13 protein-coding genes are annotated in these 13,699 nt (G+C 72.0%); 7 read left to right on the top strand and 6 right to left on the bottom strand.

Going from position 1 to position 13,699, the window contains the following annotated elements:
• The first annotated feature begins 70 nt into the window (after positions 1-70).
• The 6 genes from ACIGAQ_RS20520 to ACIGAQ_RS20545 all read left to right on the top strand — a co-directional run bounded on the left by ACIGAQ_RS20520 (position 71) and on the right by ACIGAQ_RS20545 (position 5,115).
• The gene (locus ACIGAQ_RS20520) at positions 71-1,906 is read left to right on the top strand and encodes a phosphatidylglycerol lysyltransferase domain-containing protein (protein WP_399784734.1); all 1,836 of its coding nucleotides are present in this window, start codon (positions 71-73) and stop codon (positions 1,904-1,906) included.
• 73 nt (positions 1,907-1,979) lie between these two features.
• Positions 1,980-2,861, top strand: a complete 882-nt coding sequence (gene folP / locus ACIGAQ_RS20525) for a dihydropteroate synthase (RefSeq protein WP_399784737.1) — start codon at positions 1,980-1,982, stop codon at positions 2,859-2,861.
• Positions 2,858-3,364 carry a nuclear transport factor 2 family protein gene (locus ACIGAQ_RS20530; protein WP_362285014.1) on the top strand — a complete coding sequence of 169 codons (507 nt, stop codon included), beginning with the start codon at positions 2,858-2,860 and terminating at the stop codon, positions 3,362-3,364. Before folP ends, ACIGAQ_RS20530 begins: the two co-directional genes overlap by 4 nt.
• 236 nt (positions 3,365-3,600) lie before the next feature.
• Positions 3,601-3,960 carry a dihydroneopterin aldolase gene (gene folB, locus ACIGAQ_RS20535; RefSeq protein WP_362285012.1) on the top strand — a complete coding sequence of 120 codons (360 nt, stop codon included), beginning with the start codon at positions 3,601-3,603 and terminating at the stop codon, positions 3,958-3,960.
• The gene (folK, locus tag ACIGAQ_RS20540; protein ID WP_311688723.1) at positions 3,957-4,568 is read left to right on the top strand and encodes a 2-amino-4-hydroxy-6-hydroxymethyldihydropteridine diphosphokinase; all 612 of its coding nucleotides are present in this window, start codon (positions 3,957-3,959) and stop codon (positions 4,566-4,568) included. The genes folB and folK overlap by 4 nt, the downstream gene beginning before the upstream one ends.
• Before the next feature lie 58 nt (positions 4,569-4,626).
• Complete coding sequence (locus ACIGAQ_RS20545; protein WP_399784741.1) at positions 4,627-5,115, top strand: DUF3180 domain-containing protein; 489 nt, start codon at positions 4,627-4,629, stop codon at positions 5,113-5,115.
• Positions 5,116-5,125: 10 nt separating this feature from the next.
• Here the strand turns inward: ACIGAQ_RS20545 and folE are convergent, their stop codons facing one another.
• From folE to dacB, 6 genes are all read right to left on the bottom strand, one after another.
• On the bottom strand, positions 5,126-5,731 hold the full coding sequence (gene folE / locus ACIGAQ_RS20550; protein ID WP_033310303.1) for a GTP cyclohydrolase I FolE: 606 nt from the start codon (positions 5,729-5,731) through the stop codon (positions 5,126-5,128).
• 128 nt (positions 5,732-5,859) lie between these two features.
• On the bottom strand, positions 5,860-7,899 hold the full coding sequence (ftsH, locus tag ACIGAQ_RS20555) for an ATP-dependent zinc metalloprotease FtsH (protein WP_399785871.1): 2,040 nt from the start codon (positions 7,897-7,899) through the stop codon (positions 5,860-5,862).
• A 187-nt stretch (positions 7,900-8,086) separates the two neighbouring features.
• A complete protein-coding gene (hpt, locus tag ACIGAQ_RS20560; RefSeq protein WP_094057060.1) occupies positions 8,087-8,647 on the bottom strand; it encodes a hypoxanthine phosphoribosyltransferase in 561 nt (186 codons plus the stop codon).
• A gap of 59 nt (positions 8,648-8,706) precedes the next feature.
• Entirely contained in the window at positions 8,707-9,744 is a 1,038-nt protein-coding gene (gene tilS / locus ACIGAQ_RS20565; RefSeq protein WP_362285006.1) for a tRNA lysidine(34) synthetase TilS, read from the bottom strand.
• 196 nt (positions 9,745-9,940) lie between these two features.
• Complete coding sequence (locus tag ACIGAQ_RS20570) at positions 9,941-11,068, bottom strand: zinc-dependent metalloprotease (protein WP_311688730.1); 1,128 nt, start codon at positions 11,066-11,068, stop codon at positions 9,941-9,943.
• A 468-nt stretch (positions 11,069-11,536) separates the two neighbouring features.
• Positions 11,537-13,123, bottom strand: a complete 1,587-nt coding sequence (dacB, locus tag ACIGAQ_RS20575; RefSeq protein WP_362285000.1) for a D-alanyl-D-alanine carboxypeptidase/D-alanyl-D-alanine-endopeptidase — start codon at positions 13,121-13,123, stop codon at positions 11,537-11,539.
• 79 nt (positions 13,124-13,202) lie between these two features.
• Between dacB and ACIGAQ_RS20580 the strand changes: the two genes are divergently transcribed.
• Positions 13,203-13,694 (top strand): inorganic diphosphatase, encoded by a 492-nt coding sequence (locus tag ACIGAQ_RS20580; protein WP_003991985.1) that lies wholly within the window; start codon positions 13,203-13,205, stop codon positions 13,692-13,694.
• Positions 13,695-13,699: the final 5 nt, after the last annotated feature.

A 13,699-nucleotide genomic window follows, 5' to 3' on the forward strand; every position in this document is an offset into this window, starting at 1 on the left:
CGAATCGGCACCGGATCCAAGGTCTCTCGCAGAACTACGGGATGCGATGTCTGTCAGGACAGATGAGGAAATGTCGGGCGGGGTTCCGAGCCGCCGCGGCACCACGGCGCGCACGGGCCGGGTGGGCCGGCTGCTGCGCGGGCCACGCCCCGAGGCCGTGCCGCTCCTCGTCGGCAGAGCCTGCGCCCTGGTGGGTGCACTGGACATCGCCGCGGGTGTCTTCCCCCGCTTCCGGCACAGCCGGATGCACGCCATCGCCGAGGTGCTGCCCGGTGCCCTCGGGCCCTTCGCGGCCGCCCTGTCGCTGAGCACGGGCGTGCTGTTGCTGCTGCTCGCCCACGGCCTCAAGCGCGGCAAGCGCCGGGCCTGGCGGGCCGCCGTCGCCCTGCTCCCGGCCGGTGCCGTCGCGCAGTTCACCTACCGCCACTCGGTCGTCGGCGTCCTCGTCTCCCTGGCCCTGCTGGCGCCCCTGCTGCGCCACCGCGACCAGTTCGACGCCCTGCCCGACCCGCGCAGCCGCTGGCGGGCACTGGCCAACTTCGTGCTGATGAGCGCCGGTTCGCTGCTGCTGGGCCTGGTCGTCGTCAGCGTCCACGGCGACCGCATGCTCGGCGACCCGAGCCTGGCCGACCGCCTCACCCACGTCGTCTACGGCCTCTTCGGCTTCGAGGGGCCGGTCGACTACCGGGGCAGCACCTCCTGGACCGTCGCCTTCTCGCTCGGCGCCCTCGGCCTGCTCACCGCCGTCACCACCGTCTACCTGGCCTTCCGCCCCGAGCACCCGGCCGCGCAGCTCACCGAGCAGGACGAGGCGCGGCTGCGCGCCCTGCTGGACAAGCACGGCGGCCGCGACTCCCTCGGCCACTTCGCCCTGCGCCGCGACAAGGCCGTGGTCTTCTCCCCCAGCGGCAAGGCGGCCGTCACCTACCGCGTGGTCTCCGGCGTGATGCTCGCCAGCGGCGACCCCATCGGCGACGTCGAGGCCTGGCCCGGCGCCATCGAACGGTTCATGGACGAGGCGAGAGCCCACTCCTGGACCCCCGCCGTCATGGGCTGCTCCGAGACCGGCGGCGAGGTGTGGACCCGCGAGACCGGGCTCGACGCCCTCGAACTGGGCGACGAGGCGGTGGTGGACGTCCAGGATTTCTCCCTCGCCGGCCGCGCGATGCGCAACGTGCGCCAGATGGTCAAGCGCATCGAGCGCGCCGGTTACGAGACCCGGGTCCGACGTGTCCGTGACCTCGGCGAGGCGGAGCTGGAACGCATCCGGCGCGCCGCCGACGACTGGCGCGGCACCGACACCGAGCGCGGCTTCTCCATGGCCCTCGGCCGGATCGGCGACCCCTCCGACGGCGACTGCCTCATCGCCACCGCGCACAAGCGGGACGACCACCCCGGCCCCCACGGGGATCTCAAGGCCGTCCTGCACTTCGTGCCCTGGGGCATGGACGGCGCCTCCCTCGACCTGATGCGCCGCGACCGCTCCGCCGACCCCGGCATGAACGAACTGCTCATCGTGGCCGCCCTCCAGGCCGCCCCGAAGTTCGGCATCGCGCGCGTCTCCCTCAACTTCGCGATGTTCCGCTCGGCCCTGGCCCGCGGCGAGAAGATCGGCGCGGGGCCGGTCCTGCGCGCCTGGCGCGGCCTGCTGGTCTTCCTCTCCCGCTGGTTCCAGATCGAGTCGCTGTACAAGTTCAACGCCAAGTTCCAGCCGCGCTGGGAGCCCCGCTTCGTGGTCTACCGCGCCTCCGCCGACCTGCCCCGCATCGGCTTCGCCGCCATGCAGGCGGAAGGTTTCGTCAACCTGGCCCTGCCGCTGCCCCGCTTCCTGCGCGGCCGCCGCACGACGGGCCCCCGCCCCTGCGCCCACCGCACGGCGACCGAACACGGCGTGCGAGCGGCCTGACCCGGACGCCCACCCGGGCCCGTCGCCCGGGCCGCGGCGGCTGACGGCCCCTGCCGGGGCCTACGCTGAACATATGAGCAACCAGAGCGGACGCGGGCGCGTGGCGGGCCTACCGGAATGGGACCGCTGCGCGGTCATGGGAGTCGTGAACGTCACGCCCGACTCCTTCTCCGACGGCGGCCGCTTCTTCGACACCACGGCCGCCGTCAAGCACGGCCTCGGCCTCGTCACCGAGGGCGCCGACCTGGTCGATGTCGGCGGCGAGTCCACCCGCCCCGGCGCCACCCGGGTGGACGAGGCCGAGGAACTGCGCCGGGTGATCCCGGTCGTGCGCGGCCTGGCCTCCGAAGGCGTCGCCGTCTCCGTCGACACCATGCGCGCCTCCGTCGCCGAGCGGGCCCTGGCGGCCGGCGCCGTCCTCGTCAACGACGTCAGCGGCGGCCTCGCCGACCCGCGCATGATCCCCGCCGTCGCCGACGCCGGGGCGCCCTTCGTCGTCATGCACTGGCGCGGCTTCCTCCAGGGCGGCAACGTCAGGGGCGTCTACGCCGACGTCGTCTCCGAGGTCGTCGACGAGCTGCACGCGCGCGTGGAGGCCGTCCTCGCCGGCGGCATCGCCCCCGACCGCGTCGTCGTCGACCCCGGCCTCGGCTTCTCCAAGGACGCCGAGCACGACCTGGCGCTCCTCGCGGGCCTCGACCGGGTCCTGCGCCTCGGCCACCCCCTCCTCGTCGCCGCCTCCCGCAAACGGTTCCTCGGCCGGGTCCTCGCCGGACCCGACGCCCCGCCCCCGCCGGCCCGCGAGCGCGACGCGGCCACGGCCGCCGTCTCCGCCCTCGCGGCACACGCCGGCGCGTGGGCCGTCCGCGTGCACGAGGTACGCGCCACGGCGGACGCCGTACGGGTCGCCCGTGCCCTCGAAGGGGCGCGCACCGGCGCGGAAGGAACCCGGTGAGCGCCCCGCACACCGACGTCGAGCAGGTCGAGGCCGCCAACACCGCCTTCTACGAGGCACTGGAACAGGGCGACTTCGAGGAACTCGCGTCGCTCTGGCTCACCCCCGCCGACCTGGGCGTCGACGAGACCTACCACGACCCGGCCGACACCGGCGTGGTCTCCTGCGTGCACCCCGGCTGGCCCGTGCTCACCGGCCGCGGCGAGGTCCTGCGCTCGTACGCCCTGATCATGGCCAACACCGACTACATCCAGTTCTTCCTCACCGACGTGCACGTCTCCGTCACCGGCGACACCGCCCTGGTGACCTGCACGGAGAACATCCTCAGCGGCGGCCCCGCCCCGCAGGGCGAGGACGAGGAGCTCGGCCCGCTCGTCGGGCAGCTCGTGGTCGCCACCAACGTGTTCCGGCGCACGCCCCAGGGGTGGAAGATCTGGTCGCACCACGCTTCCCCCGTCCTCGCCGAAACGGACGACGACGAACAGGACGACACACCCGCATGAGTGGGTAGTCGCCCGGTAGTGGTTGGGATCACCGAGCCACGGGTATGGGCGGCTATCAACCCGTGAGCCGCCGGATTCCCCAGGGGAAACGCTGGATGGGTCCTGCCGGGCCCCGGCCGTGCCCCACCCCCGCGGCCCGGCCCCGCCCGGGCTCGCAGGTAGATTCGAGCGAGGCCGGTGTGCCGCCCGCACGCGGCACGGACCGGCCGTGACCGACGATTGCAGGAGTGATTCGCGTGGATCGTGTCGCGCTGCGCGGCCTGAAGGCCCGTGGGTACCACGGTGTGTTCCCGAGGGAACGCGAGGAGGGCCAGACCTTCATCGTGGACCTCGTCCTCGGCCTGGACACCCGGCCGGCCGCCGCCGACGACGACCTGGCGAAGACCGTGCACTACGGCATCGTGGCGGAGGAGGTCGTGGCCGCCGTCCAGGGCGACCCCGTCGACCTCGTCGAGACACTCGCCGAGCGCATCGCCCAGGTGTGTCTGAAGCACGAAGCGGTTCAGCAGGTCGAGGTCTGCGTCCACAAGCCGGACGCCCCGATCACGGTCCCCTTCGACGACGTGACCGTCACCATCACCCGGAGCCGAGTATGACCGCGCCCTTCCTCAAGGGTCCCAGCGACCCGACCGTACAGCCGGTACCCGCCTCCGTCGTCGACAAGGTCGACGCCGCCGACACGACCCTGTCCAACCCGAAACGCGCCGTCGTCGCCCTCGGCTCCAACCTCGGCAACCGCCTGGAGACGCTCCAGGGAGCCGTCGACGCCCTGGAGGACACGCCCGGCGTCCGCGTCAAGGCCGTCTCCCCCGTCTACGAAACCGAGCCCTGGGGTGTGGACCCCGGCAGCCAGCCCTCCTACTTCAACGCGGTCGTGGTCCTCAAGACCACCCTCCCGCCCTCCTCGCTCCTGGAGCGCGCGCACGCGGTCGAGGAGGCCTTCCACCGCGTCCGCGACGAGCGCTGGGGCCCGCGCACCCTCGACGTCGACATCGTGTCCTACGCCGACGTCGTCTCCGACGACCCGCGGCTCACCCTCCCCCACCCCCGTGCCCACGAGCGCGCCTTCGTCCTGGCCCCCTGGCACGACCTGGATCCGGAGGCGCAGCTCCCCGGCCGCGGCCCGGTCGCCGCACTGCTGGACGCCGTCACCCGGGAAGGTGTCGCGCCCCGCGCCGACCTGGAACTCCGGCTGCCCGAGTAGCCGTTAAGGTCAAGACGGCCGCGAACGGGGCCGGAGCCGGGGGAACCGAAGGGACACCGTGAAAGAGCTGCGCATCAGGTTGCTGGTCGGCGTCTTCGTCGTGGCCGGGGTCCTGTCCTGGGCGGGCGCCCGCCTGTGGAACTCGATCGGCACGCTGCCCAGCGTCCCCCTGGCCGCCCCCGTCGTGCTGGCCCTGATCGCCGTGGTCCTGCTGGCCACGGCGCTCTCGCTGCGCTCCCGGCTGAAGGCCCAGCGCGAGCGGCGGCCCGACGCCAAGGGCGTCGACCCCATGATGGCGGCCCGCGCGGTCGTCTTCGGACACGCCAGCGCCCTGGTCGCCGCCCTCGTCTCCGGCATGTACGGGGGGACCGGCGTCTTCCTGCTGGAGTCCCTGGACATCCCCGCCCGCCGCGACCAGGCCATCTACGCCGGCTTCTCGGTCCTCGCGGGCATCGGCGTCATAGCGGCGGCGATCTTCCTGGAGCGCGTCTGCAAGCTCCCGGAGGACGACGAGCACGACGGCACGGGGGCGGCGCCCTCGGTGTGACGCGGGTGGGTCAGCGCGCCATGATGAGGCTCATCGCCTCATTGCGCGTCGCCGGGTCGCGCAGCTGCCCCCGCACCGCCGAGGTGATCGTCTTCGCGCCCACCTTCCGCACTCCGCGCATCGACATGCACATGTGCTCGCACTCGACCACGACGATCACGCCGCGCGGCTCCAGGATCTCCATCAGGGAGTCGGCGATCTGCGTGGTGAGTCGTTCCTGCACCTGCGGGCGCCGGGCATAGACGTCCACGAGCCGGGCGAGCTTCGACAAGCCGGTGATCTTGCCCTCGACGGACGGGATGTACCCGACGTGCGCCACCCCGACGAACGGCACGAGGTGGTGTTCGCAGGAGCTCAGCACCTCGATGTCCTTCACCAGGACCATCTCGTCGTGCCCGAGATCGAAGGTCGTCGTCAGCACGTCCTCGGGCTTCTGCCACAGCCCCGCGAATATCTCCCGGTACGCCCGCGCCACCCGCGCCGGTGTCTCCCTCAGGCCCTCGCGGTCCGGGTCCTCGCCGACCGCGATCAGCAGTTCGCGTACGGCGTTCTCGGCGCGCTTCTCGTCGAACTCGCCGATCTGGCCCTCGCCGTCCAGCGTCACGGGGTCGGTCATCTGGTGCCTCGTTCCTGTGTCCATCACGGGGCGGCCTGCGTAAATGGCGGAAAGCCGCGCCCCCCAGGCTAAAACCTGGGGGGCGCGGCATCCATTCCGGGCCGGGTGGGACCGTCGGGAGAGCTCGGTCAGCTCTCGGGGCGGTCCTCCGGGGTGCGCTCGGGCGCCGGGGCCGGCTCCGCCGCGGTGCTCTTGGCGGTGCTGATGGCCGGCGTCGCGCCGTTCGCCCCGTTCGTCAGGGCCAGCTCCTTGGGGGAGAGGACCGGCGGGCGGGTGGACGGCGTGCGGCGGGAGGAGCCGGTCCAGGCGGGCCTGGGCGGGCGCTTGACGATGGGAGCGAAGATCTCGGCGATCTCCTCCTTGCCCAGCGTCTCCTTCTCCAGCAGCTGCAGCACGAGGTTGTCGAGGACGTCGCGGTTCTCGACCAGGATCTCCCAGGCCTCGTTGTGCGCGGTCTCGATGAGCTTCTTGACCTCTTCGTCGACCAGCGCGGCGACCTCTTCCGAGTAGTCCCGCTGGTGAGACATCTCACGTCCCAGGAACGGCTCGGTGTTGTCCCCGCCGAACTTGATCGCGCCGAGACGCTCGGTCATGCCGTACTGCGTGACCATCGCGCGGGCCAGACCCGTGGCCTTCTCGATGTCGTTCGCGGCACCGGTGGTCGGGTCGTGGAAGACGAGCTCCTCGGCCGCACGGCCGCCCAGCATGTAGGCGAGCTGGTCGAGCATCTCGTTGCGCGTGGTCGAGTACTTGTCCTCGTCCGGCAGGACCATCGTGTAACCGAGGGCACGGCCGCGCGAGAGGATCGTGATCTTGTGGACCGGGTCGGAGTTCGGCGAGGCCGCCGCGACCAGGGCGTGGCCGCCCTCGTGGTACGCGGTGATCTTCTTCTCCTTGTCCGACATGATCCGGGTCCGCTTCTGCGGGCCCGCGACCACACGGTCGATCGCCTCGTCCAGCATGTGGTTGTCGATCAGCTTCTGGTCGCTGCGGGCCGTCAGCAGGGCGGCCTCGTTCAGCACGTTGGCGAGATCGGCACCGGTCATGCCGGGCGTACGGCGGGCGACGGCCGACAGGTCGACGTCCGGGGCGACCGGCTTGCCCTTCTGGTGGACCTTGAGGATCTCCAGACGGCCCTGCATGTCCGGGCGGTCGACGGCGATCTGCCGGTCGAAGCGGCCGGGGCGCAGGAGGGCCGGGTCGAGGATGTCGGGCCGGTTCGTCGCGGCGATGAGGATCACGCCGCCCTTGACGTCGAAGCCGTCCATCTCGACGAGCAGCTGGTTCAGCGTCTGCTCGCGCTCGTCGTGACCACCGCCGAGGCCGGCGCCGCGGTGACGGCCGACCGCGTCGATCTCGTCGACGAAGACGATCGCCGGGGCGTTCGCCTTGGCCTGCTCGAACAGGTCACGGACCCGGGAGGCACCGACACCGACGAACATCTCGACGAAGTCGGAACCGGAGATCGAGTAGAACGGCACGCCCGCCTCGCCGGCCACGGCACGCGCGAGCAGGGTCTTGCCGGTTCCGGGCGGGCCGTAGAGCAGCACGCCCTTGGGGATCTTGGCGCCGACGGCCTGGAACTTGGCCGGCTCCTGGAGGAACTCCTTGATCTCGTGGAGCTCCTCGACGGCCTCGTCCGATCCGGCGACGTCGGCGAACGTCGTCTTGGGGGTGTCCTTGGTGATGAGCTTGGCCTTGGACTTCCCGAAGTTCATGACCCGGGAGCCGCCGCCCTGCATCTGGTTCATCAGGAACAGGAACACGACCACGATCAGCACGAAGGGAAGCAGCGAGAGCAGGATCCCGACGAACGGGTTCTGCTTGGACGGCGAGACCGTGTAGCCGTCCGGGATCTGCTTGTCCTGGTACTTGTTCTGCAGCATGTTGGCGACGGCCACACCCTGGTCGCCGATGTAGCTCGCCTGGATCTTCGAGCTGCCCTCGATCTTTTCGTCGCCCTTGAGCGTGACCTTGATGATCTGCTCGTCACCGGTGGTGAGCTTGGCCGACTCGACCTTGTTCTGGTTGATCGCCTGGACGACCTGGCCGGTGTCCACCGTCTTGTAGCCGCCGGACGAGCCGACGACCTGCATCAACACGACCACGGCAAGGACGGCCAGCACGATCCACATGACCGGCCCACGGAAGTATCGCTTCACGTCCATCCACACGGAGCGGTGCCGCCCCGTCCCTCCTGCCATAGTGAGTTTGATAAAAGACTGTTCTTCGGACGGTACCCCAGCATTGTCACCTGAAGCTGCGCGGTGCGGCTGGCGATCCGTCCACGCATGCTCCAACGGCGGGAAGCGCGCTGGGGTTCCCGATCACCGTCACGGCGCCCCGGCGGCAGGTTCAGCCGCCGTAGACGTGGGGCGCGAGCGTACCGACGAACGGGAGGTTGCGGTACTTCTCGGCGTAGTCCAGGCCGTAGCCGACGACGAACTCGTTGGGGATGTCGAAGCCGACCCATTCCACGTCGATGGCGACCTTCGCGGCCTCGGGCTTGCGGAGCAGCGTGCACACCTTCAGGGAGGCGGGCTCGCGCGAGCCGAGGTTGGAGAGCAGCCAGGACAGCGTCAGGCCGGAGTCGATGATGTCCTCGACGATGAGGACGTGCTTGCCCTTGATGTCGGTGTCGAGGTCCTTGAGGATCCGCACCACACCGGAGGACTGGGTGCCCGCCCCGTACGAGGATACGGCCATCCAGTCCATCGTGACGGGGGTGGACAGCGCCCGCGCGAGGTCGGCCATGACCATCACCGCGCCCTTGAGGACACCGACGATCAGCAGGTCCTTGCCCGCGTACTCCGCGTCGATCTTCGCCGCCAGCTCTGCCAGCTTGGCGTCGATCTCTTCCTTGGTGATGAGTACCTGCTGGAGGTCGGCACCCATGTCTTTCGCGTCCACCCGCATCACTTTCGGTCGTCCCACCGGCCGGCCGCCCCTGCTCCGACTGCTCGGAGGGGTCGGATTCAGCCTTGCCGAATCACCAGTCTGCCACCCTGCCGCTGCGCCACGACCTTGCCGGGGAGGTTGATGGCTCCCTGACCGCGCCAGCCGGTGATCAGCCGGTCCACTTCCTCGATGTGGCGGGCGAACAGCGAGCCGGCGGGGGCACCGGCCGCGATGGCGGCGCGGCGCAGCACGCGGCGGCGCACGGCGGGTGGCAGGGCGTACAGCTTGGCGCACTCCAGCTGTCCGGCGGCGTCACGGACGGTGGTCTCGGCCTGGGCGGCCCAGGAGTCGAGGGCGTCGGCGTCGTCGCGGGAGAGCTGGGCCGTCCGGGCGAGGGCCTCGACGACGCCCTTGCCGAGGGCCTTCTCCAGGGCGGGCAGACCCTCGTGGCGCAGCCGGGAGCGGGTGTAGGCCGGGTCGGCGTTGTGGGGGTCGTCCCAGACGGGCAGGGACTGGACCATGCAGGCCTTGCGGGCGGTCTGCCGGTCGAGTTCCAGGAAGGGGCGGCGGTAACGGCCGCCGGCCCCCGAGACCGCGGCCATTCCGGACAGGGAGCGGATGCCGGAGCCCCGGGCGAGGCCGAGCAGGACGGTCTCGGCCTGGTCGTCGCGGGTGTGTCCGAGCAGGACGGCGGCGGCGCCGTGGCGTTCGGCCGCGGTGTCGAGTGCGGCGTAGCGGGCGTCGCGGGCGGCGGCCTCGGGTCCGCCGGCGCGGCCGACGGTGACGGCGACGGAGTCGACGGGGTCGAGGCCCAGTTCACGCAGGCGCTGGACGACTTCCGCCGCGCGCAGGTCGGAGCCGGCCTGGAGGCCGTGGTCGACGGTCACGCCACCGGCTCGGATGCCGAGCTTGGGCGACTCGAAGGCGAGGGCGGAGGCCAGGGCCATGGAGTCGGCGCCGCCGGAGCACGCCACGAGCACGAGCGGAGGGGGTGAGGGCTCGTGCGAGAGGGCGTGCGGGACCGCGGCGGGGGCGCGGTGGTGTTCGGTGAGGAGGTCGTGGAGGACGCGGCGTACCGCCAGGCGTATCGCCGCGACCGCAGGATGGGGACCCATGTCCGGTTCCCTTCATGAAGTTTTCGGGGGGTGGGCCCGCGTGTCGGTCACGCAGAGTGTGTAGATGGTGACAGAACCGGGCCGTTCCCCGAGCATTGCACGCCTACCCCTGGCTCACGGTCCCTCGGACGGGTGATTGGAGGGGCGTTCGCCTGCCGTCGACCGGTTTCCTTTCACGACCTTCCCGCGATGCTCACTACTCGGCCTTGCGATGCACCCGCGCGACCCAGTCCGCCGGTTTGGCGATCTCCGACTTGGTGGGGAGGGTGTTGGGCGAGGTCCACACGCGGTTGAAGCCGTCCATGCCGACCTCGTCCACGACGGCCCGGACGAAGCGCTCGCCGTCGCGGTACTGACGGAGCTTGGCGTCCAGGCCGAGCAGCTTGCGCAGGGCCAGGTCCAGCCGGGAGGCGCCCTTGGCGCGGCGCTGCTGGAACTTCTCGCGGATCTCGCCGACGGACGGCACGACGGCCGGGCCGACGCCGTCCATCACGAAGTCGGCGTGGCCCTCCAGCAGGGACATCACGGCCGTGAGCCGGCCGAGGATCTCGCGCTGGGCGGGGGTCTGGACGATCTCGACGAAGGACCGGCCGCCGTCGTCCTCCTCGGCCTCGGGACGGCCCCCGGCCAGGCTCTGGGCGGCTTCGCGGACGCGTTCCAGGACGGTCATGGGGTCGACGTCGGTCTCCCCCAGGAACGACTGGATCTCACCCTCCAGGTGGTCCCGCAGCCAGGGCACGGCGGTGAACTGCGTGCGGTGGGTCTCCTCGTGCAGGCACACCCAGAGGCGGAAGTCGTGCGGGTCGACGTCGAGTTCGCGCTCGACGTGGACGATGTTCGGGGCGACCAGGAGCAGCCGGCCGCCGCCGTTCTCCCCGGCGGGCAGTTCACGGGTGGCCGGGGCGAAGGTCTCGTACTGGCCGAGGACGCGGGAGGCCAGGAAGGACAGCAGCATGCCGAGTTCGACGCCCGTGACCTTGCCGCCGACGGCGCTCATCACGGCGCCGCCCGCGCTGCTGCCGCGCCGTTCCTGCATCTTGTCGAGCAGGGGCCTGAGGATCTCCCGGAAGCCGGCGACGTTCGCGCGGATCCAGCCCGGGCGGTCCACGACGAGGACGGGGGTGTCGTGGCCCTCCTCGGTGCCGAGCCGCGTGAACCCGCGCACGTGTTCCTCCGAGGCCTTCGCGTGCCGGCGCAGTTCCGCGACGACGGCCCTCGCCTCGTCGCGGCTGACCTCGGGGCCCGGACGTACGAGCCGGGTCGCGGTCGCCACCGCGAGATTCCAGTCGACCATGCCGGTTGAAGCACCACCGATGCTCGTCATGCGTCAACCGTACGTGAGCGCTCGCCGCGGGGGCAGGGCGGCGAGGGGTGGGTGATGCGGGGCTGCGCTGTCGGCCGCGCGGCGTTCGCCGTCCCGGGCGGGGTCGTGCGCGACCGGGCGGGCGATCACCTGCCCCCCGGACACGGCCGGTCTCGCGGCGCCGAACGGCCACCCGGACACGCACCCCACCGCCGGTGTCGCGGCCCCCAACGGCCACCCGGACACGCACCCGCCGCCACGGGCGCGGCGCCCCACGGCCACCCTGACACGCACCCGCCGCCACGGGCGCGGCGCCCCACGGCCACCCTGACACGCACCCCACCGCCGGTCTCGCGGCGCCGGACGGTCGCCTGGACGCGCAGCCCGCCGCCGGTTGCGTGACGCCCGGCGGTCACCCGCGCTCGCCCGCGCCGGCGGTCACCCGCAACGCCCGCCCCTGCGGTCACCCGCACTCGCCCGTCCCTGCGGTCACCTGCACCCGCACGCCGCCAATGTCGTGGCGATCTTGTCCAGTGCCTGCTGCGTCGCCGCCGCGGCGAGGGGATCCGTGTCCGTGGCCATGACGGCGAACGCCAGCAGGCGGCCGTCGTGGTCGACCAGGGTGCCCGCGAGGGTGTGGACGCCGCTGAGGGTGCCGGTCTTGGCGCGGATCACGCCGGACGCCCCGTCCGTGTAGCGGGCGCTCAGTGTGCCGGTGAAGCCCGCGACGGGCAGGCCGGTGAGGGCCGGGCGCAGTGCGGGGTGGGACGGGTCGGCCGCCTTCGCCAGCAGCGCGGTGAGCAGGTCGGGCGTCAGGCGGTCGGCGCGGTCGAGGCCGCTGCCGTCCTTGAAGGCGACGCCCTTGAGCGGCAGGCCCAGTGCGCGCAACTGGGTGGCGATGGCCCGGCCCGCACCCGCGAAGTCGGCCCGTTCGCCGGTGGCGATCGCGGTCTGGCGGGCGAGGGCCTCGGCGATGTCGTTGTCGCTGTTGGTCAGCATGCGTTCGACGAGGGCCGACAGCGGGGGCGAGGAGACCGCCGCGAGGGTCTCGGCGCGGGTCGTGGCCTTGGACGGGCCGGGGGCGGTGGTCTTGATGCCGTGGGAGGTCAGCAGGTCCCGGAACTGCCGGGCCGCGTCCTCCGCCGGGTCCTCCACGCGGGTGACCGGGCCGCTCGTGGAGTCGTCGGTGCGGCCCTCGTCGGCCATCAGGGGGGTGACCAGGGCGAGGTTGGGGTTGTTCCCGATCGGGTGTTTCGGGGAGCCGGCGTAGCGGGTCGTGTCGTAGGACAGGGTCACCTCGCGCACCCCCCGCTCGGCGAGCGCGGCGGCCGTCTCGGCGGCCAGGGTGCGCAGGCTCGCCGCCCCGTCGGCCTTCTCGCGCGCCGTGAGGGTGGGGTCGCCGCCGCCGACGAGGACTACTTCCTTCGTGTCGGGTTCCAGCGCGGCGCGGGTGGTGAGGCGGTGGTCGGCGCCCATGGCGGACAGCGCGGCGACGGCCGTGGCGATCTTCGTGGTCGAGGCGGGGGTGAACGCGGTGCCGGAGCGTGCCCCGTACAGGCGCCTGCCGGTGGTGACGTCGAGGACGGACACCGCGGGCCGGGGGCCCAGCACCGGATCCTTGAGCAGGGGTTCGAGGGCCTTGGTGAGGGCCTTGCCGTCCGGGGCGGACTTCACGGTGCTGACGCCGCCGAGGCCGGTCAGGACGGGCCCGGCGCTCGGGGCGGGCCGGGGCCGCGCGGGCGTGCCGGGGGCCCCGCCGTGATCTGTGCCACCCGCGTGTCCCAGGGCCACGGCCCGGTCCCGCTCGGCCGTACGCTGACCCGAGGAGTCCCAGGGACCGGCGGCGGTCACCACCCCGGCGGCCAGTGCCAGCCCGGCGGTGGCGGCGCCCGCCGTGTACTGCCAGGTCTTCGGCCGCGTGACCCGCGCGACCTGCGGTTCCCCGGCTCCCACGAGCCGTGTGACCCGCGGTCTCACGGCCGCCGCGGCCCGGGCCAGGCGCGGTCGTACGGCATCCGCGAGCCGCACCACGTGCGCTCTCGCGGCCCGCCAAGGCCTCAGCTCTGGCACGACCACCAGCCCCTTTCGCGATCACACACCTGCGTGAGGGACACTTAACCACCAGAACTATGTGTTGATCATGGAGGAGCCACCGGTGGAGTTCGACGTCACGATCGAGATTCCGAAGGGTTCGCGCAACAAGTACGAGGTGGACCACGAGACCGGTCGGATCCGCCTGGACCGTCGCCTCTTCACCTCGACCAGCTACCCGGCCGACTACGGCTTCGTCGAGAACACCCTCGGCGAGGACGGCGACCCGCTGGACGCGCTGGTCATCCTGGACGAGCCGACGTTCCCGGGCTGCCTCATCCAGTGCCGGGCGATCGGCATGTTCCGGATGACGGACGAGGCCGGTGGCGACGACAAGCTGCTGTGCGTGCCCGCGCACGACCCGCGGGTGGAGCACCTGCGGGACATCCACCACGTGTCCGAGTTCGACCGCCTGGAGATCCAGCACTTCTTCGAGGTCTACAAGGACCTGGAGCCCGGCAAGTCGGTCGAGGGCGCCAACTGGGTGGGCCGCACGGACGCCGAGGCCGAGATCGAGCGCTCCTACAAGCGCTTCAAGGAGCAGGGCGGTCACTGACCCCT

Source organism: Streptomyces sp. NPDC085932 (assembly GCF_044540525.1).
Lineage (GTDB): Bacteria > Actinomycetota > Actinomycetes > Streptomycetales > Streptomycetaceae > Streptomyces > Streptomyces levis.